Source organism: Wolbachia endosymbiont (group A) of Sturmia bella (genome assembly GCF_964030905.1).
GTDB lineage: Bacteria > Pseudomonadota > Alphaproteobacteria > Rickettsiales > Anaplasmataceae > Wolbachia > Wolbachia pipientis.
Map to the genome: position 1 here is coordinate 1,283,236 of NZ_OZ034988.1, position 19,324 is coordinate 1,302,559.

The 19,324-nt window shown below is 34.9% G+C and carries 13 protein-coding genes and 7 pseudogenes; 12 read left to right on the forward strand and 8 right to left on the reverse strand.

Translation table 11 applies throughout. The features are described 5' to 3' along the window. Positions 1 to 3 precede the first annotated feature (3 nt). Genes ACQH3L_RS06070 through hscA form a run of 3 tightly spaced genes read left to right on the forward strand, consistent with a single transcriptional unit; the run spans position 4 to position 2,594 of the window. Positions 4 to 417 (forward strand): HesB/IscA family protein, encoded by a 414-nt coding sequence (locus ACQH3L_RS06070; RefSeq protein WP_038199190.1) that lies wholly within the window; start codon positions 4 to 6, stop codon positions 415 to 417. Then, positions 410 to 868 (forward strand): iron-sulfur cluster co-chaperone HscB C-terminal domain-containing protein, encoded by a 459-nt coding sequence (locus ACQH3L_RS06075; protein ID WP_010962909.1) that lies wholly within the window; start codon positions 410 to 412, stop codon positions 866 to 868. Before ACQH3L_RS06070 ends, ACQH3L_RS06075 begins: the two co-directional genes overlap by 8 nt. After that, a complete protein-coding gene (gene hscA / locus ACQH3L_RS06080; RefSeq protein WP_425384772.1) occupies positions 846 to 2,594 on the forward strand; it encodes a Fe-S protein assembly chaperone HscA in 1,749 nt (582 codons plus the stop codon). Before ACQH3L_RS06075 ends, hscA begins: the two co-directional genes overlap by 23 nt. A gap of 7 nt (positions 2,595 to 2,601) precedes the next feature. Here the strand turns inward: hscA and lepB are convergent, their stop codons facing one another. The 4 genes from lepB to ACQH3L_RS06100 all read right to left on the reverse strand — a co-directional run bounded on the left by lepB (position 2,602) and on the right by ACQH3L_RS06100 (position 6,414). Beyond that, positions 2,602 to 3,348: a signal peptidase I gene (gene lepB, locus ACQH3L_RS06085; protein WP_425384773.1), complete on the reverse strand. Its 747-nt coding sequence runs from the start codon at positions 3,346 to 3,348 to the stop codon at positions 2,602 to 2,604. Between the two features lie 772 nt (positions 3,349 to 4,120). Beyond that, positions 4,121 to 4,252, reverse strand: a complete 132-nt coding sequence (locus ACQH3L_RS06090; protein WP_255317428.1) for a hypothetical protein — start codon at positions 4,250 to 4,252, stop codon at positions 4,121 to 4,123. A 45-nt stretch (positions 4,253 to 4,297) separates the two neighbouring features. After that, positions 4,298 to 5,185, reverse strand: a complete 888-nt coding sequence (locus tag ACQH3L_RS06095; protein ID WP_425384774.1) for an aspartate carbamoyltransferase catalytic subunit — start codon at positions 5,183 to 5,185, stop codon at positions 4,298 to 4,300. Between the two features lie 203 nt (positions 5,186 to 5,388). Beyond that, positions 5,389 to 6,414 (reverse strand): Fe(3+) ABC transporter substrate-binding protein, encoded by a 1,026-nt coding sequence (locus ACQH3L_RS06100; protein WP_010082338.1) that lies wholly within the window; start codon positions 6,412 to 6,414, stop codon positions 5,389 to 5,391. 497 nt (positions 6,415 to 6,911) lie between these two features. Here ACQH3L_RS06100 and ACQH3L_RS06105 point away from each other — a divergent pair. Continuing rightward, positions 6,912 to 7,455, forward strand: a pseudogene (locus ACQH3L_RS06105) (DUF6444 domain-containing protein); the annotation flags it as partial. A gap of 7 nt (positions 7,456 to 7,462) precedes the next feature. On the opposite strand, the pseudogene ACQH3L_RS06110 reads toward ACQH3L_RS06105, so the two are convergent. After that, positions 7,463 to 7,870, reverse strand: a pseudogene (locus ACQH3L_RS06110) (IS4 family transposase); the annotation flags it as partial. Positions 7,871 to 8,086: 216 nt separating this feature from the next. Between ACQH3L_RS06110 and ACQH3L_RS06115 the strand changes: the two are divergent. After that, positions 8,087 to 9,018: pseudogene (locus ACQH3L_RS06115) on the forward strand (IS110 family transposase). Positions 9,019 to 9,211: 193 nt separating this feature from the next. On the opposite strand, the pseudogene ACQH3L_RS06120 reads toward ACQH3L_RS06115, so the two are convergent. Further along, positions 9,212 to 10,194: pseudogene (locus ACQH3L_RS06120) on the reverse strand (IS4 family transposase); the annotation flags it as partial. 122 nt (positions 10,195 to 10,316) lie between these two features. Here ACQH3L_RS06120 and ACQH3L_RS06125 point away from each other — a divergent pair. From ACQH3L_RS06125 to ACQH3L_RS06150, 6 genes and pseudogenes are all read left to right on the forward strand, one after another. Continuing rightward, the gene (locus tag ACQH3L_RS06125) at positions 10,317 to 10,463 is read left to right on the forward strand and encodes a hypothetical protein (RefSeq protein ID WP_425384775.1); all 147 of its coding nucleotides are present in this window, start codon (positions 10,317 to 10,319) and stop codon (positions 10,461 to 10,463) included. Further along, positions 10,438 to 11,354: pseudogene (locus tag ACQH3L_RS06130) on the forward strand (IS5 family transposase). The gene ACQH3L_RS06125 and the pseudogene ACQH3L_RS06130 overlap by 26 nt, the downstream one beginning before the upstream one ends. A gap of 7 nt (positions 11,355 to 11,361) precedes the next feature. Beyond that, positions 11,362 to 11,700 (forward strand): hypothetical protein, encoded by a 339-nt coding sequence (locus ACQH3L_RS06135; RefSeq protein ID WP_231115842.1) that lies wholly within the window; start codon positions 11,362 to 11,364, stop codon positions 11,698 to 11,700. Between the two features lie 12 nt (positions 11,701 to 11,712). Then, entirely contained in the window at positions 11,713 to 11,985 is a 273-nt protein-coding gene (gene rpsO / locus ACQH3L_RS06140; protein ID WP_006279944.1) for a 30S ribosomal protein S15, read from the forward strand. Positions 11,986 to 11,999: 14 nt separating this feature from the next. Next, positions 12,000 to 14,273 (forward strand): polyribonucleotide nucleotidyltransferase, encoded by a 2,274-nt coding sequence (pnp, locus tag ACQH3L_RS06145; protein ID WP_095742791.1) that lies wholly within the window; start codon positions 12,000 to 12,002, stop codon positions 14,271 to 14,273. A 247-nt stretch (positions 14,274 to 14,520) separates the two neighbouring features. After that, positions 14,521 to 14,865, forward strand: a pseudogene (locus ACQH3L_RS06150) (DUF6444 domain-containing protein); the annotation flags it as partial. A gap of 21 nt (positions 14,866 to 14,886) precedes the next feature. Here ACQH3L_RS06150 and ACQH3L_RS06155 read toward each other — a convergent pair. Beyond that, positions 14,887 to 15,719 (reverse strand): IS5-like element ISWpi1 family transposase gene (locus tag ACQH3L_RS06155; RefSeq protein ID WP_264374449.1). Its coding sequence is split into 2 segments (ribosomal slippage): positions 14,887 to 15,350 and positions 15,350 to 15,719, totalling 834 coding nucleotides; the frame shifts between segments, so codons are not numbered across the junction. Positions 15,720 to 15,776: 57 nt separating this feature from the next. Between ACQH3L_RS06155 and ACQH3L_RS06160 the strand changes: the two are divergent. Beyond that, positions 15,777 to 16,377 (forward strand): annotated as a pseudogene (locus tag ACQH3L_RS06160) (transposase); the annotation flags it as partial. A gap of 116 nt (positions 16,378 to 16,493) precedes the next feature. Here the strand turns inward: ACQH3L_RS06160 and ACQH3L_RS06165 are convergent. Further along, positions 16,494 to 19,292: a WPE palindromic element domain-containing protein gene (locus tag ACQH3L_RS06165; protein ID WP_425384776.1), complete on the reverse strand. Its 2,799-nt coding sequence runs from the start codon at positions 19,290 to 19,292 to the stop codon at positions 16,494 to 16,496. Positions 19,293 to 19,324 lie beyond the last annotated feature (32 nt).

Below are 19,324 nucleotides of genomic sequence, written 5' to 3' on the forward strand. Positions count from 1 at the left end.
AACATGGGTGAATATCAAGAAGTAGGCGGAGGTGAAACTGTAAAAAAGAATAAAAAACTTATCACTATAACTGCGGAAGCAGTAGAAAGGATAAGGTATTTATTGGACCAAAAGAAGCATACTAACCTTGAGAAACCGGAAGAAGCAATAGGAATAAGAGTGCTAATTAAGCAAAAAGGATGTTCTGGTTTAAAATATGATATTGAATATGCATATGATACTCGTCCTTTAGAGTCGGTAATTGAAGAAAACTGTAGTGATGGCCAAAAAGTTAAAGTGTTGATCGACCCAAAATCCGTCATGTTTATTCTTGGCTCTGAAATGGATTATGTAGAAGAAAAATTTTCATCGGGTTTTGTTTTCAAAAATCCTAATGAGAAAGGAAAATGTGGTTGTGGAGAGAGTTTTCATGTCTAGCAACTATTTTGCATTGTTTGAAATTGAACCAGCTTTCAATATCAGCTTTGATGAGTTAGAGAAAAAATATATTGAGCTAAGCAGGACTGATATAAATGAAAGACAGTCCCAAAACATGGAAAATATTAACAGAGCTTATCAGATACTAAAGTCACCGCTAAAACGTGCTGAGCATTTGCTGGATTTTTTTAATGTGAAAAGCCAAAAGGACCACTTAAATTCTGAAATATTAAGTGAATCAATGGAAATAAGAGAGTACTTACTAGACTGCGACGATCTACAATTTGCAAGTAGGATGATCGATGAAAAAATAAAAGGTTGCATTAAAAATCTAATTAACACTTTTGCTGTAAAGAATTTTGATAGAGCTGCTACACAAGTCTTAAGATTGAAATATTTATACAAGTCATTTGAGGAGATGAAGAAAAATGCAACCAATTCAAATTTCTGAACCAAATTCAAATGAAGTAGTTTTTGGTATAGATCTTGGCACTACCAACTCTTTAATTGCTATGGTAAATAAAGCTGGCAACGTGGAGATATTTAAAGATGAACAGGGAAGAGAGCTATTACCTTCTATCATTTCATGTGAAAATAATACATTGAAAACTGGCTATGATGTTGGCTCAAATGCAATCCACTCAATAAAACGTTTAATGGGTAAAAGTGTTAAAGATTTGAACAAGATGGGTGTTTATTTTGAAATAGATAACGAAAGTGAAAAAGTTATTAGAGTAAAATGTTCGGAGGAAAAGTATCTTACTCCTGTTGAGATTTCTGCTGAGATATTAAAAGCTTTATGTGAGAGGGTAAAAAAGTCTAAGGGGCTGGAAGTAAAAAAAGCAGTAATTACTGTGCCAGCTTACTTTGACGATTCAGCACGTAACGCAACTAAATATGCAGCAAAATTAGCTGGCATAGAAGTTCTTCGCCTCGTTAACGAGCCAACCGCTGCAGCGCTTTCTTACTCCATTGAAAAGAACAATAACAGTGGAATATATGCAGTTTATGACCTTGGTGGTGGAACATTTGATATTTCGATATTGAAATTGCATCAAGGAGTGTTTCAAGTTCTTGCAGTTGGTGGTGATACCAAACTCGGCGGTGATGATTTTGATCATTTGCTGAGTTCAATTGTGATTGATAAGTATAGAGAAAAGACGGCTAAGCAACTAAATTCCTTACTTATCGAATCACGCTCTGTGAAAGAGTACCTAAGCAATCACACTATAGGTATCTTCGAATTTAATGTTAACGGCAAGCCATTTGAGTGCGAAATTACCAGAGAAGAATTCGAGCAGGCAATCAGTTCTTTGGTCAATAAGACTATCAATATAGTCACTCGTACTATGAGTGATATAGATCTTAAAATTGATGATATAAAAGGAGTAATTTTAGTTGGTGGTGCAACTAGAACACCATTGGTTCAAAATTCACTAGTCAAACTCTTTGGAAATAAAGTACTAAATGACGTGGATCCAGATAAAGCAGTTGCCATTGGGGCAGCTCTGCAGGCTCATGATTTAACTTCGAGCTCAAAAGATAGGAATATTCTCCTGGATGTTTTACCTCTATCACTTGGCATAGAAACTATGGGAGGCATAGTTGAAAAAATCATACCAAGAAATACGCCACTGCCAGTTTCAGAAACAAAAGAGTTTACAACTTATATTGATGGGCAAACAGCAATGAAAATTCATGTTTGTCAGGGAGAACGTGAAATGATAGAGGATAACAAATCTCTAGCGCAGTTTGAACTAAAAGGTATACCGCCACTGCCTGGAGGTTCTGCAAGAGTTGAAATAGAATTTACAGTTAACGTTGACGGAATCTTGACTGTTACTGCAAGAGAAAAAACTACTGGAATTGAGCAGACAGTTAAAGTAAATTCAAGTTTTGGCTTGAGTGAAGCTGATGTTCAAAATATGGTTAACCAGTCAATAAACAGTTTTGACGAAGATATGAAGGCTCGTTCCCTTGCAGGTGCTAAAATTAATGGAAATAAACTCATACACTTGGTTGAAAACAATAATAACCTTTCCACTGATCAAAAGTTGAAAAACCTATTACAAAATGCAAAAAACGCTTTACAAGGCAATGACTTGAATGAAATTAACAACACTATCGCCGAGTTAGAAAATTCTTCTTTAGAGTTGTGTGAATTAACAAATAGGTAGAAAAAGCTTACACAACCTTGTGCAATACCCTATTTAATCTCAAAGCAACAGGTAACCTGAAATTAAATGGTAACCAATCGACCTTTCCTAATTTAAATGATAAACCAACTATGCTTACACGCCCAATGATATTTTCCATTGGTACAAAACCAACTTCAGGAAACCTACTATCTAAAGAATTATTTCTATTGTCTCCCATAACGAAAAATTGATCGTTAGGTACATAATAAACCGGAGTGTTATATGATAGCTTATTAGAAATTTCATCTACCAAAATCTCATGTTCCTTGCCACTTAAAAGCGTTTCTATATATCTTGGTATGTTACGATTTGACTCATAATCAAAAAAACTTTCAATTTGCCTTCGCTCTACTTTCTGATCATTTAGGTATAATTCTCCCTCTATCATTTGCACTTTGTCACCTGGTGTTCCTATTACTCGCTTAACAAACCTGATGCTGTCATTTCTTGTGGGTTTGAAAACTACTATGTCGCCACGCTTTGGAGGGGTATAAAAAATCCTGCCGCTAAAAATGTTTGGAGAAAATGGAAAGGAGTGTTTACTGTAACCGTATGAATATTTACTAGTAAAAATGTAATCCCCTTCAAGTAGGGTGCTTTTCATTGAACCAGAAGGTATATGAAATGGCTCGAATAAAAAACTACGTATTGATAGCGCAATCAACAGTAAAAAAAACAATGAAGATAAAAATCTTCCCGTTCTTATCACCCAGTTTTTGCTTAGTTCTTCCAACTTTTCCAACTTTGTTTTTCTTATAGATTAAGCTTATTATAATACATAAATTAAAAAATGGTAATATGAAATTTTACTTGTGAATGTTATTCCTCTATTCAAAACAATTTTGAAAAGGCGGTTCATTTCTTTCAACGGTGTCATCCAAGTAGCGTGACACATAACTGTACGAACATTGCAATTTGCAGGTGGCAGATGAAAGTAGCTGATGCACATCTGTACGAACATTTGCTTTTGTTAAGGTAATATGGTGTTCTGAAAGTAGCTGACACTGGAATGGCTTTGTTGCATCGCTACTTATGAAAGGCTAACTATAGTTAGGATTATAAGCAACCTATTGAAAATCTTGTTTTTTTGCAATCAATCTGATCAAATTTAAGAATAGTAATTTGTTATTTATATTAATAAATTTAATTCTATTGAAAATAGCTAAAGCATTGAAATTCTTGAATTTTAGCCGGATTGGTAAATGGTAGTGAAATTTCTTTTACTCAAATTTAGGTATTCATTGACCGTTCTTGTTATAAATACCAGAATAATAAGCTACTGATATTCCCTATCTTTTTTATCTTTAATCCATCATAGCTAGCGATGCAACAAAGCCCACTGGAATCTAGGTTGTAACCGTTCACGGATTGTGAGAATGAATAAAGAACTAAGCAGTCGTAACTTTTGGAAGGGATTTTGGCCATTGAGACGTGATGTCAAAAATATCGACAACATTCTTTCCACAAATCTTTCTCCATGTTCCGACCAGGTGAAAAAGCTGTTTTTACGATAGCCGTCTAATTTGCCGTTCTGCAAGGTTGTTGATTGACTTCAGGCTTTCGTAAAAACTTCCACACCATATCCTCGGCCTTAACATCTTAATGGCCATTCTCAAACCATTTACAAGCCTTGTCATTTCATGCCCCCCCTTTTTGCATTAGTTGTGTAGCATCTTTTAATATTAGCAAGGCCTATAATAGTGCAACACTGCCTTACGTATTGCCAATCCAAATTCTACTTGCTGTAAAATAACACAATCTGCTACATCGCTGCTAATCTCAATCCCTCTGTTTATTGGCCCTGGGTGCATAACAATCGCATCTGGTTTTGCGTATGATAGCTTTTGTGAATCAAGTCCATACAAATAAAAATATTCTTTCTCTGAAGAACTATTATTCATGCGCTCTTTCTGCAATCTCAAAAGCATAATTACGTCAGCATCCTTTATACCTTCAATTAATGAATAATGGACTGAACCTACTTCAGGAAAATGCTTACAAATCAAAGTTGGTGGTGCGACCAAGTTTATCTCTGCTCCAAACATTTTTAGCAATCTTATATTTGATCTTGCAACTCTACTGTGCAGAATATCTCCACATATCACAACTTTGAGGTCCTTTATTTGCTTTTTGTGATTGCTGATTACAAGATAGTCTGCAAGAGCTTGAGTTGGATGTTCACTACTTCCATCGCCTGCATTGATTAGCGAGCAGTTAACATACTTTGCCAGTGTATTAATGATACCACTACTTTTATGCCTGATTATTATGTAATCAGGATTCATTGCATTTAATGTTTTGATCATGTCTTTTAGATCTTCTCCCTTGTTAATAGAAGAAGATCTTATTGGCAAAGTTACAACATTTGCTCCAAGGCTTTTTGCTGCTATTTCAAAAGACGCAAGTGTACGCGTTGAATCTTCAAAGAATAAATTTATTACTGTCTTATTTTCCAAGATATGACTATTTGCAACTTCTTTTTTAAGGTACTGGTTGGCCAACTTAGTTATATTTTCTACATCATCGACTGTAAGGTCTGAGATGTTTAACAAATTCCTTCTCTTGTTCATAGTTTCCTTTTCAACTACTTGAACCTATTCTACTTTCTTATTACCTTTTTTCAATAGACTTCTTGTGCAGCAATTGTTTTGGTGAAAGAACGGAAAAAGATAGTAAAGTCAAAATTAAGTTAGAAGGAAGAAAAAGTTCAGCGAGTCAAGAGTAAGGTATATTAGCATAAATCTTTCATCCCAATGTTTAGTGGCGCTGGGGATTACTTCCACTTACACTCATCCGCTATCATAACAGCCTCAAAAAGATGCTTCTCAAGTTCACTTAGAGGCAAATCACTTTGTGAATAATTTCCCCAAGATTTTAGTATATCGGAAGTTTCAACGCCTTCAATAATAGGATATTCTTGGTTTTTTTTAGCGTATAACTCTTGAGCCTGCTTGCTTACTAAAAATTCCAATAAGACTATAGCATTTTCCCTGTTTTTTGCGTTTTTTGTTACTGCTGCACCACTGATGTTTACCATTACACCGTGATCGTTGCGATTAGGAAAAAAAGCCCCTAGCTTGTCTGCAACATTCTTTTTATTTTCTGATGAAAGAATTCTCGCAAAGTAGTAGCTGTTTACTATTGCAACATCTCCCTCACCCGCTGCTACGGCGTAAATTTGATCAGTATCACCACCACTTGGTTTTCTTGCCATATTGCTCACAATTCCGCTTACCCATTCTTTCGTCTTTTCAAAACCATTATTTGCAATCATAAAAGCAATTAACGATCTGTTATATGGACTTGTAGAAGAACGCACTAATATTTTTCCTTTCCATTTTTCATTTGCTAAATCTTCATAAGTACTTAAGTCCTTAGGGTCTACTGACTCTTTATTGTAAACCAATATCCTAGCTCTTTTTGTAAGACCAAACCAATAATCTTCACTGTCTCTAAATCTTGCAGGTATAACACTTTTTAAAACCTCTGAATCTACTTGAGATAAAAGTCCTCTTTTTTTTGCTAGAATTAAGTTGATTGCATCAGCAGTCAAAAATAAGTCAGCTTCACCACCGTTTTCCATTCGTGAAAGTAGCTGAGAATAATCATCAATGATGTAACGTACTTTAATACCTGTATTTTTCGTGAATTCATCAAACAAAGTACGTACTAATTCTTCTTTGCGCGATGAATAAACATTTACCACTTGTGAGTCATTAGTTCCGTCGTTTCTGTATAAATAAGTAATAACTATCAATATAATTGCTATTAAGGATGTGAATATAAAGGCTTTTTTCATATTGGATAAAAAATAACTTCTTTCAGTTAAAGTTACCAAGATGGTACAACTTTAGCAAGTGTAAAGTTCGTTAGATAAATCATAAAAACTTCCTTGACAAGCTTCGCCAGCCCCCTTATTATAACACTGAAGCTATTTATTTATCTTCGCAATCTCTGCAGTGGATTAATGACAAAAAACTTAATGTATTTGGCGTAAATCATGCTTAATTTTTTGCACTATGTGCACCTTATTTCTTTATAAAATTTCTAGGTTTTTACCTAATATAAGCTGAAATGCGCTATTTAAAACATTAAAAAACGCCAACTTAAAAAATGGATAGTGAATAACTAGCTACCCTAGGGTTTCTTTTGCCTTTTTTTCTGTTTAGTAAATTGTATCCGTTCAGCGGAGTGGTAGAATAAGGTAGACAAAGCAAGATAATAAAGATAATCATAGAGCAAAAGTGAGGTAATGTGGTAAACCTTTGAGAACTTTGCAAAAATTTACAGCAAAAAATAGAAAAACTGAAAGCAGAGATAGAAAACTTAAAAGCAGAAAATAAAGCTTTAAAGATAGAGAACGCTGAATTAAAGGAAAGGCTCGGTTTAAATTCAAAAAACTCATCCCTGCCCAGCTCAAAAGAGCTATACAAAATAAAAAAGGACAAGCCAAAAAGCGAAAGGAATGTTGGCGATCAGGTTGGGCATAAAGGAAATTTTCATGCCACAATGGAAGCGGATAAAGTAGTAAAAATAGAGTTGCCTAATATTTGCGAATGCGGAGGAGAGCTTGTAATATGCGAAAAACCTTATGTTCACCAAAAAGTTGATCTTCCGGAAATTAGGCCTTATGTAGTAATTGGAACATGGTCGTTGTTGGAGATGCAGAAAAAGAAAAAGTAGCAAGTTACCAGAAGGTGTTACGCCAGATACATTTGGTCCAAGGGTTAAGTCTATAATTGCAGCACTCAGCGGATTTTACAAAAACTCAAAGCGTGAAGTGGCTAGTATCATAAATGACATTTTTAATTTGAACATAAGTGTTGGCAGCATATCAAATCTTACTATTACCCACAAATATGAGGTTCGTGAGCAAGTCGCCATCCTTCTGCTAAATCAAAGAGACGTTTATATCCTTTCCAAAGAGTAATTGGTCCTGGTTTTGGGTCATTTTTTCTTGCTAAATGGCCTCCAAGTTCATGAAACAGCTTCTTTTATGTTGGGAACTACACTTGGACATGGTTTTCTGTGTATTTTAACGTATAAAACTTTCCATTCTTCTTCAGCTAATAAGGTAGTACATGGTAATGTTGGGTTAGCTCTTGCAATTGATGTAATAAAGAAGATCCTCCAAGCAATAATACTCATAACTGTTAGATATCTCATTAGTCTTTCTGCTATTCCAAGCCTACATTCTTCAACTTTGAGACCGGATTTAAAATTTTATGTAATATCTCTATTTTCCATCTAAGGCAATTGTAAGTTAAAAACGTGATATAAAAGAGATAAGAGAGAAAGATAACCCTGCTCACTAGGAATAGCGGGCGTGCGCGACCGAAAGGAAATTGGTATTACAACCGTTGGTATCAAGGTACGCTAGCCCTATCTCTCGATACGTTTGAATAGTTGCTTGGGACATATATATGCACCCGTTTACAATCTTAAATTAACTAAAACTATCGAGGTTTATTATGGTTACATCTTATCAAAATTTTATTGGCATTGACATCGGAAAATTTAAAAATATCGTTGCAATTCACAAACAGAAGAATGCTGTCGAATTTGATAATAATGCTTCTGGTTGGCAACAATTATTTCAAGAGTTTTCAGATATTCTACCTAATGCTTTAGTGACTTTAGAAAATACAGGGAAATATGAGCTTGGCTTATCACATTTTCTTACCGACAAAAATATTGCCGTGCATCGAGCTAATACTCGTAAAGTAAAAAGCTTTATTTTATCTCACGGAACTTTAGCAAAGTCTAGATGCAAGAGCTCTTGCTCAATATGGATTTGAACGCCATAGAACTATCTCTCTATTTGTACCTACCTCTACAGAACAATCAACTTTGGCTGCACTTTGTCAACGTCGTGATGATATTACGCAAATGAGAACTCAAGAAAAATGCAGACTTGAAGCACCGGAAAATGATCATATAAAAGAAAGCTGTCAAAAGACCATTGAGTTTTTCGATAGTCAAATAAACGAACTCAATGATACTATACAAAAGATTATTGATGAAAGCCGCGAATTACAACAACGCCAAAAAATTCTTAAAACAGTTCCTGGAAAAGTTATCACAAGATTTTTTGTGTTTAATGCCAGAGCTTGGTTACTTAAATAGAAAAGAAGTAGCAAGTCTTGCCGGAGTTGCACCGCATCCAAAAGAAAGTGGTAAAGCTGTTGGTTACCGAAGGATTACAGGTGGTAGAAGTAACGTTCGTTCAAAGCTCTTTACAGCCGCTATGGCTGCTACAAGGTCAAAATCTATACTTGGCGCCTTTTATTCTAAGCTTGTTGAAAGTGGTAAGAAGAAGATGGTGGCTATAACAGCCCTAATGCGTAAAATTATAGTAATTGCTAATACAAGACTTAAAGAAGCAATTAATTTGCATACTTAAAAATCTTCACAACGGTAACTGAAATTGGCTAATGAATATGTGCGTCCACACAGACTTAAAGCACATATTCATTAGCTTAAGCAGAAATTGCTGTGGTAGCTGTTTGATATAAAATTCTATTTCTATGACAAACGGGTTTTTATTGCCCATATAATTTGCAAAATTACACAAATAAAAAAATTTTTAAAAAACATAGTTGATACCAACTAATTTTTTCAACAGCTTCATCGAAAGTATTAACTGAAAGATTCGTTAATAGCATCCATTCTAGCGGTTTTTTTTAAGGGAAGGGGAGTTTTCTCAACAACATAAACTGCATAAAGTGGTAATTTAGGTAGTTCTTCCGTCTTATGCCTAATATTATTCTTAGATGGATTCATCATAAACTTTCCAAATCTAACTTCCAAACGTGCTGTTCTTTTTGGCTTATTATCTTTTACAGGAACTTCAACTTCTACCGTACCTGCACAATGAGAGGATTTAATAAATGCCCATAACTTCTGCTCACCTTTTTCAGGATATCGAGATTTTCTATTTACTGCTCTATCTCTGCATGCTCTAACTAGCACTGCCGAATTAAGATTATGTGCAAGCTCAAAAAAGTCATATATATCTGCTTCTCTATCGCATACAGTTATAGTCTCAGTTTGAGTTGGATCAATAATATTATTTGTTTTTCTTAAAGTTTCCAACCACTTTACGCTTTCTTTATCTTCAATGCGATCGCTCTTTTTTTTAAGGTTCTCAGTTTCTTCAGGTCTTGAATAAACTTTTTGATCTAGTATCCCTAGTACCAAACCTTCTATACTAACGGCAAGAGCTGTATGCATTATAATACCTTTTGCAGTATCATAACTGGACAAATTTGCTAATCCGCTTGTTTTTTTATGGTTATTATATACAATGTAACTGGTATCTTGAATGACAAGAACCCTCTTGTGAGCTTTTGTTCTCTCAACCGTCTTATTAATATGTGTAGCTAAAATATCACTTTCTTTTACATTCTCATTTTGAAAAAAACGTTATGCTGTTTTTGCTTCTGACCAACTTTCACATGCTTGATTAATCTAACTTTCAGGTAATTTTGTCAAACATATCAGCAATCTTTACTAATCGCTCAGTTAACCTTTTATCTCCAAATTCATTTTTAGCCCATTCACTACTTTTACTTGCCATTTTACACCCTCAATATTTGCAAACTTTAATATTGTAATATTTTACTTTTTAGTCCATTTATATTTGTGGGTAATAGTAAGGAATGACACCGTCTTGGATGGAAACCAGTGTCAGCTACTTTCATGACACCATCACAAGGTGAAACTGGATCCCAGTGGGCTTTGTTGCATCGCTCAAGCGAAAAGAACTGGCAGTTACTGACAAAATTCATTATAAATAGCCATTTAACCTTGAAGAAAAAATATGCCACAAAAAATGAGAGTCAGTAACTGCCATGAATATAACAAATTTCTCCAAGAAAGAGGAAGCATTTTTTGTTATATCAATGACGCCATAGAAAATTGGTACGAGAATTGTCCAAAAATGCAGGGCGGCAACTATATTTATAGTGATAAAGTTGTGATTTTGGTGCATATAATCGTCAGTTTCTTTAGAATTGGTTTAAGACAAACAGTCGGGTTTATAAAAGGGTATTTGCAACAAATAGGAAGAGATTTGCAGCTATTCACAAGCATCAAAAGAAACTTAATATTAAGATAAATGATTGCAGAAAATAATATGGAAGATATCGAAATTGCTATAGACAGTACAGGAATTAGTATATACAACAACACACAGCAAGGAAAATAGCACTGACAGAAAATATCGTGGCTATGAGCAAACGAGAAAATTGCACGTAATGTTGAATATAAACAACAAAAAAGCCATAGCTGTAAAATACAGTAACGGCTGATCACTATGGAGCTTGTGATTTGCTAAAAGAAGTTGATTTTCAGCATGCCATAAAAGCACTATATGCAGATAGAGCATGTGATAGGCACAAGTTTTATAAGTTGTGTAACGAATATGATATAAAGACAAAAATTCCACCAATAAACAATGCGGCAGAACATCCAGAAATAGATTATATGTCTGACAGGAATGCTGCTATTAGGTTAATAAAATTATACGGTGAAGATGGCATGAAAGAATGGAAAAAAGAAGTAAATTATGGGAAAAGATCTTATATAGAAAGTTTTTTCTCGCAACTGAAACAAACATTCGGGTTTAGTTTTAGGAATAAATCTGAGACAAATAGAGAGAAGGAACTACTTGTTAAATGCTATTTGCTCAATAAGTTCACTGATATTGGTATGGCTAAATTTGAGATAGCTTCATAAATTTATTGTGCGTTACCTACTATCCGAAGAGCGATGCAACAAAGCCATCCCAGTGTCAGCTACTTGGATGACAGAGGGGGGTGGGATGACAGAAGATGATGGAGTGACAGGGAGTAATACAAAAAGTTTCGTCATCCCCATTGAATCGGCTTTAAAATCGATGTTCAAAGTTGAAATTTCCCTAGAAGATGCGGGGAAAATCAGAAAAGGTCAGGAAGTTGTATTAAATAACTTGCGTAATTTAAAGAATCATGATATTTGTTGTACGGTGGTGGGTAGTGTACCTATTGCAATCTGCAGTTTTATTTATGGTTGTGTGAAACCTATTCGTGTTTTTAATATTTAAAATGAGGTTTAGATGTCGATAACATCCGAAAAGAAAAAGAGTTTGATAAATATATATGCAATTAAAGAAGATGATACAGGCTCATCTTTTGTACAATGTGCAATTTTGACCGAGAGGATCAGTAACTTAACTGAGCATTTTAAAGTGCACAAGCATGACCATCACTCTAAGCGTGGTTTACTTATATTGATAGGTAGAAGACGCAAGCACTTAAATTATATAAAGCGTAAATTTGGTAATGAAGCCTATCAGGAATTAATAGAGAAGTTAGGCATTAGAAAATAATCGAGGAATTTAATATGTTTAAAATTATAAAAAAATCTATAGAGTGGGGTGGTCGTGCCTTATCTTTAGAAACAGGAAAAATAGCACGCCAAGCTCATGGTTCAGTAGTTGTAAATTACGGTGATACTTCTGTTTTAGTAACTGTTGTACGTAAAAAGAAGGAAGAAAGCGTTGATTTCCTACCTTTAAATGTGCAGTTTATCGCAAAAAGCTATGCCATGGGTAAGATCCCTGGCGGGTTTTTTAAAAGAGAAGGCAAGCCATCTGATAGAGAAACTTTAATCTCAAGAGTAATAGATAGAAGTATAAGACCACTATTCCCAGAAGGATTTCATGATGAAATTAGTGTGGTGTGCAATCTATTAACTTATGATACAGTCAATCCTCCTGAAGTGCCAGCATTGATTGGTGCTGTTGCAGCTCTTGCAATTTCTGGTGTTCCCTTTCACTTTACTATAGCTGGAGTGATGGTTGGTTGTGATGAAAATAATAACTATATACTCAACCCTTCTGTTCAAGAGATGAAAGCAAGCAGCTTGGATCTGTTTTTGTCTGGTGATGAAAATTCAATTTTAATGGTTGAATCAGAAGTGAAAGAGCTCTCTGAAGAAAATGTTTTTAATGCAATAAAATTTGGCCATGAACACCTTAAGCCTGTCATTAAGCTCATAAAAGAGTTTGCTGATACAATTGGCAATAAACCTGAGAGCTTTGCCCCTATTGATGCATCAGATATAACACAAGAGCTCGAAAAATACGGTAAAGATTTTGAAAAAGCATATTCGCAAACAGTAAAACAAGAGCGAGTTCAAGCTCTAGAAGCGATCAGAGAGAATATATTGAATACTCTTAAAGAAACTGGAAAAGACGAAAAGTTAATTACGTATGCAGTAAAAAACTTTGAAAGATCTTTAGTACGTGAAATAATTAGGAAGAAAAGTGTAAGGATAGACGGTCGTAAGCATGATGAGATACGTCAGATAGAAGTTGAAGTTGATATTCTGTCCAAAACTCACGGTTCTGCACTATTTACAAGAGGCAATACTCAGGCACTGGTTGTTACTGCTCTTGGCACCACTCAAGATGAGCAAATTGTGGATGATATTGAAGGGGATAGACGTGAGCATTTCATGTTGCATTATAACTTTCCCTCATTTGCTGTTGGAGAAACTTCTGCTGCGCGTGCACCAGGAAGAAGAGAAATCGGTCATGGCAAACTTGCTTGGAAAGCAATTCATCCTGTTTTACCCGATAAGTCTGAATTTCCTTATACAATAAGAGTAGTGTCCGAAATTTTGGAGTCTGATGGTTCTTCTTCTATGGCAACAGTTTGTGGGACTTCTCTTGCTTTAATGGATACGGGTGTGCCAATAAAGGCCCCTGTTGCTGGAATTGCTATGGGTCTCATCAAAGATAAAGACGAGTATGTAATACTTTCCGATATACTTGGTGATGAAGATTATCTTGGTGATATGGACTTTAAAGTAGCAGGAACTAGTGAAGGAGTTACGGCGCTACAAATGGACATGAAAATTTCTGGTATAAGCTTTGAAATTGTTGAAAAATCTTTAGAACAGGCAAAAGCTGGAAGATTACATATTTTAGAAAAAATGAATGCAGTGATTTCAGAACACAGTGATGATGTCAAAGACCATGCACCAAGGATGTTATCATTTTACATAGATAAAGACAAAATTTCTGCTGCTATAGGTTCTAAGGGGAAAAATATACGCAGTGTGTGTGAAAGAAGTAATGCAAAAATTGAAATAGGAGATGATGGTAAAGTTTCTGTTTTTGCTACGAGTGGCACTGAAGCTGAAATTGCAAAGAGTATGATGATTGATTCAATAACAGAACTAGAACAAGGTTCTATAGTTGATGTCAAGGTTGTAAGAATAGAGAAGTCTATTGTAGAGCTTGAATTTCTTAATGGCAGAAAAGGAAAAATGCACATAAGTGAAGTAGCTAATGAACATATAGATTCTATAGAGAGCGTACTTAAACAAGATGATACTTTCAAAGCACTAGTAATTGACTTCGAAAAAGGTGGGTGTCCAAAGTTGTCAAGACGTCGGGTTGATCAAGAGACGGGAGAGTTTTTTGAAGGTGAGCTTTACAACGAGGAAAGGAAAGATGGTCCAAATGACAGGGATAATTATTACAATAATTCATTTAGTAGAAAACCTGGAGGAAGTCACCATAAGAGGCCTCCTCGTCCTCGTTCTGGTTTCAGCAACAGAAATAGGCCGAAATTTGGTAATAATGATTCATCATCAGGTTTTTATTAAGAGTAAACTTCTTGCGTTACCTCTCGTCATTCCAGTGTTTAACACTGGAATGACACCCTTTCTGGTGAAGGTTGTTCTCAAATCACAATGTTAGTACAATTGTGGTGTTAGCTATAGCTAACCCAAGGTATCCGTTCAGCGGAGTGGTAGAATAAGGTAGACAAAGTGATCTAAAAAGATAATCATAGAGCAAAAGTGAGGTAATGTGGTAAACCTTTGAGAACTTTGCAAAAATTTACAGCAAAAAATAGAAAAACTGAAAGCAGAGATAGAAAACTTAAAAGCAGAAAATAAAGCTTTAAAGATAGAGAACGCTGAATTAAAGGAAAGGCTTGGTTTAAACTCGAAAAATTCATCTCTACCGAGCTCTAAAGAATTGTACAAAACAAAAAAGGACAAGCCAAAAAGCGAAAGGAATGTTGGCGATCAGGTTGGGCATAAAGGAAATTTTCATGCTACAATGGAAGCGGATAAAGTAGTAAAAATAGAGTTGCCTAATATTTGCGAATGCGGAGGAGAGCTTGTAATATGCGAAAAACCTTATGTTCACCAAAAAGTTGATCTTCCGGAAATTAGGCCTTATGTAGTAGAGGTTGTCCGGAAACTAGTAAATTCAAGCATATTCCCTCTTTAACATAACCCTACTCATAGCTAGGTATATGAAATTCTCAGTGGATGTTGTGAGTAAATCATACTCCTTCGATAGCCTTCTATTCCTATTAACCCAAGCAAAAGTCCTTTCTACAACCCATCTTCTTGGCTGTACTTTAAACCCTTGTTCTCTTGTTGGTAGTAGCTCAGGTGGCGTATCTTTGTGCACCCAAAATCTACATGGAGGCCTTTTAACAATTTCAATATCTATGTCATATTCTTCCTTTATGTGATTCTTTAAATTTCTTCCTTGGTATCCCATGTCAGCCCACATTTTTTTAACTTTAGTATATTTTGTTCTCATATTGTTTAATGCTATTTTAATACCATCTCTATCATTTTCGTTAGCAGCGCCTACGTAACAACCTAGTATAAAACCCTGAGTGTCTGTAATTATATGCCTTTTTCTACCCTTTACTTTTTTACTTCCATCATAGCCTTTGATCCCCCCTTTTCTGTAGTCTTTACAGATTGACTATCTACTATACAGGCACTCGGCTGCTCATTCCTTCCTATTTTTCTTCTACTATATTTTGTAATTTCATAATTCATTTTCTCAAAAATTCCCTGCTTCTTCCATTGCCTGAACTGCTCATACACAGTCTTCCATAGCGGAAAATCATTTGGTAAATACCGCCATTGACACCCTGTACGCAATACATAGAAAATTGCTTCTAATATTTCTTTTTTGCTATACTTTGGCAGCCTTCCTCCTTTCTTGTATGATACTCTGAAGTGTTTTTCTATTCTTGCCCATTCCCTTTCGCTTAGATCTGTTGGATACTTTTTTCTCATCTTTACCCCGTACTAAAATTTCAGATATTATAGCCTTTTACTTGTTTCCGGACAACCTCTAATATGGAAGATATCGAAATTGCTATAGACAGTACAGGAATTAGTATATACAACAACACACAGCAAGGAAAATAGCACTGACAGAAAATATCGTGGCTATGAGCAAACGAGAAAATTGCACGTAATGTTGAATATAAACAACAAAAAAGCCATAGCTGTAAAATACAGTAACGGCTGATCACTATGGAGCTTGTGATTTGCTAAAAGAAGTTGATTTTCAGCATGCCATAAAAGCACTATATGCAGATAGAGCATGTGATAGGCACAAGTTTTATAAGTTGTGTAACGAATATGATATAAAGACAAAAATTCCACCAATAAACAATGCGGCAGAACATCCAGAAATAGATTATATGTCTGACAGGAATGCTGCTATTAGGTTAATAAAATTATACGGTGAAGATGGCATGAAAGAATGGAAAAAAGAAGTAAATTATGGGAAAAGATCTTATATTGAAGGGTTTTTCTCAAGATTAAAGCAAATATTCGGATTTAGTTTTAGGAATAAATCTGAGATAAATCGAGAAAAAGAACTAAATGCTATTTGCTTAATAAATTCACTGATATTGGTATGGCTAAATTTGAGATAGTTACATGAATTTACCATAAATCACCATCTCATAAAGTGTGATGCAACAAAGCCATCCCAGTGTCAAGCACTGGGATGACACCCTTTTGGATGGAAACCAGTGTCAGGTACTCGGATGACACCATTTACAACCACTCTCCTACCCTTTCTAGCTGTTTATAGCTGTTAAATCTCAGGAATTTATCAAAATATGGAGAGGCAATAAAGGGTGTGGAATTACTTAAATAGTTAGATAAAAAACCAGGCAGATCATTTTTTAATTCTTGCATTTTGTATCTATAATTTTGTATAGAAATAACTTTTATTTTATCATAATCAAGTTTCCAATAAGCAAGTTCTGAGACTTCTCTTTTTGTTATATGTTCTACCGCTAAGGCTTGTAAAATTAATTGCGGAAAAAATCCCGACATTACTTCTTCATTGGAAGGTGGTGTACCAAGCTTATAGTCTATAATTGCCACTTGCCCACTTGGTAGATACTCAACTCTATCACATCTTGCTATCAGTGAAATTTCTTGTGGCTTATTTGTCATCCAAGCAGTTTCATACTGATCACAAGAACCAGTGTCACGCGCTGGAATATGAAATATCGGACAGGAAAAGTTCTTTTCCAACTCAACATAATTGCTTCGAGTTTCATCAAATTCGACAAAAGATTGAATTATCTTTTGTAGTCTTACCCACCACATATTTGAAAAATTAAACTGACTAGTCGAGAATGCTTCTCGTGCAATGCTCATTGGAGATTTTTTGTTGCGTAAATATCTTGCAAGAATGTTGTGTACCATAGTGCCAAATTCCAATATCGATGGCTTGAAATTCAAGTCTCTTAATTGTTTAAGACCCAGTATATATTCAACGTAAAATGAATAAGGATTACGAATTAGCTTTTCTATTGCACTGCAAGACATCACCTGCATTTTTTCTTTTCTAACTTCGGTTTGAGGTTTTGGCATAGGCTGAGTACATGGAACAGTACATTCAGGCGTATTTAATATCCTTAGCCAATCACGATACGGCTGCTTCCCCTCCTTGAGTAGAATTTCCAAACGCTGCAATAGAATTGGCTTTCTATGGCTTAGCGATCTTGTAATATAAACCTTACTTGCACAAAACAAATTGTGTAAAGTATAAAAAAAATACCCCTGCTCTTCTTGTGCAGAAGGAAGATTAAATTTTTCTCTCGTAAGTGCATTCAAAAGCGGACTTTGAAAGCTTGGCGCTTCATTAAATCCAGCAAGTATTACAACTTTGTTGTGATATAAGCTGAATTTATTCAAGTCACTTGCTACAAAGAAAAACTCTTTCTCTAAAAATAAGGTCAGAATTTGGCTATATAACTCTAAGGAGCATTTAATTCCTACACCCTCACATGCATTTGAGAAATTACAGGTAAAATTACCTATTTCACTATTTAGCTCTGAAAAATTTATACCAGATAATATATTAATACACTGCAAATGAGTTGCTACCACATCGAAAATAGAGCAATTTATAGAACGAAGTAAAGGATTAAATATAATCTCTAACTTACTGATAATAAGTAATATATCTTCTTTGTATTTTAGCTTTTTATGGGCATTGATAGCATTTATAATATCGCTCAGACCATTTGTACTAAAGTTGCGTAATATCTCTATTTCAAATTCAGATAAAATCCGAGTGTACTCTTCTTGAGTGTAACCAAAAGTCACTAGCCTATGTTTAAGGAGCGAAAGTAATGACACACTGCTCCAATTTGAGGTCAAAACTTCGATACTATAAAGCAGAAGCGTTATATAAGGGTAATTTTCCGGTATGGCACTGTGTTGCCTTGATAAACATGCTATACGAGCTGCAAGTAATTTATCAAAGACGACCAAAGAAATGTTTTCATAACCTTCATTTTCTATAATTAATGATGTCACTTGTGCTTCTTCCTCTCTGGAATCACAAGTGATGACTTCAATATTGCCAACATGTCCACTACTAACTTTGCTTAGATCGGCAGTTGTATCAAAGACGTAATCTAGATATTCCTCAGGACTTCCTGTTATCCCAGCCCTTTCTTCTGTCATCCAAGTAGCTGACACTGGGATCCAGTTTTCATTATACAGCCACCTGGTGCGCTCATTTAAAGTTAAGTTTTCTGGATCCCAGTGTCTGGGCACTGGAGAACACGCTTCTGGCAGAAAACTCACATCCCTTCTATCCACTTTTAAATAATCGAGCAGATCTTTCAGGCAATATTGATAATGTTTTTTATCAAGCGATTTCCAGTCTTTCTCTTTAATTTTCAAATTCAAGTTAGGCAAAATTATTTTTCCAAATGGCAGATCATATATAGCCCTAATTAACGACTTATCCTTTCCAATTCCAACAAAGATTATATATTGGTCTTTTTGTAAAGAGATTATCATATTGTTTATGTAATCACTCTTATGTTTTAATATATCTACTACTTCTAAATCTTTTAAAGTTTTACTCCAAGTCTCAGTGAGTAAGCTTATGAAATTCTCTATTTTTTTTGAATGTTCATCAAATTGATAACAATCCGTTGTTTGGGTAGATTGAATTTTATCAAGCAGTGATGGCAGGCTATAAGCTAAATCAATTGGAAAATTATCATTATTTTTTCTATTCCACTCCAATATGAATTGAATGAGTAGCAGTGTCCTTTTTGTTGGCTTGATAACTTTAACCCTATCAAGATTTAATATTAAATCTTCCTCATCAATATTCTCTAGCGAAACTATCTCTGGCAAAATTATGCATTTTTTAGCGTTATGATTCTTGAATGCACTCAGCAGCGCTATCACATCCCTCTTGCAAGGAAGTATGATTTTTACTTCAGGAATTTTTTCTCTTTCATATTCAAAAAATATGTGCTGAACCAGCACATCAAAAAGAGATTCATCCACATTAACGGTAAAAACTCTTCCCACTAACAGTAACAATTAATACAATATTTTATTGT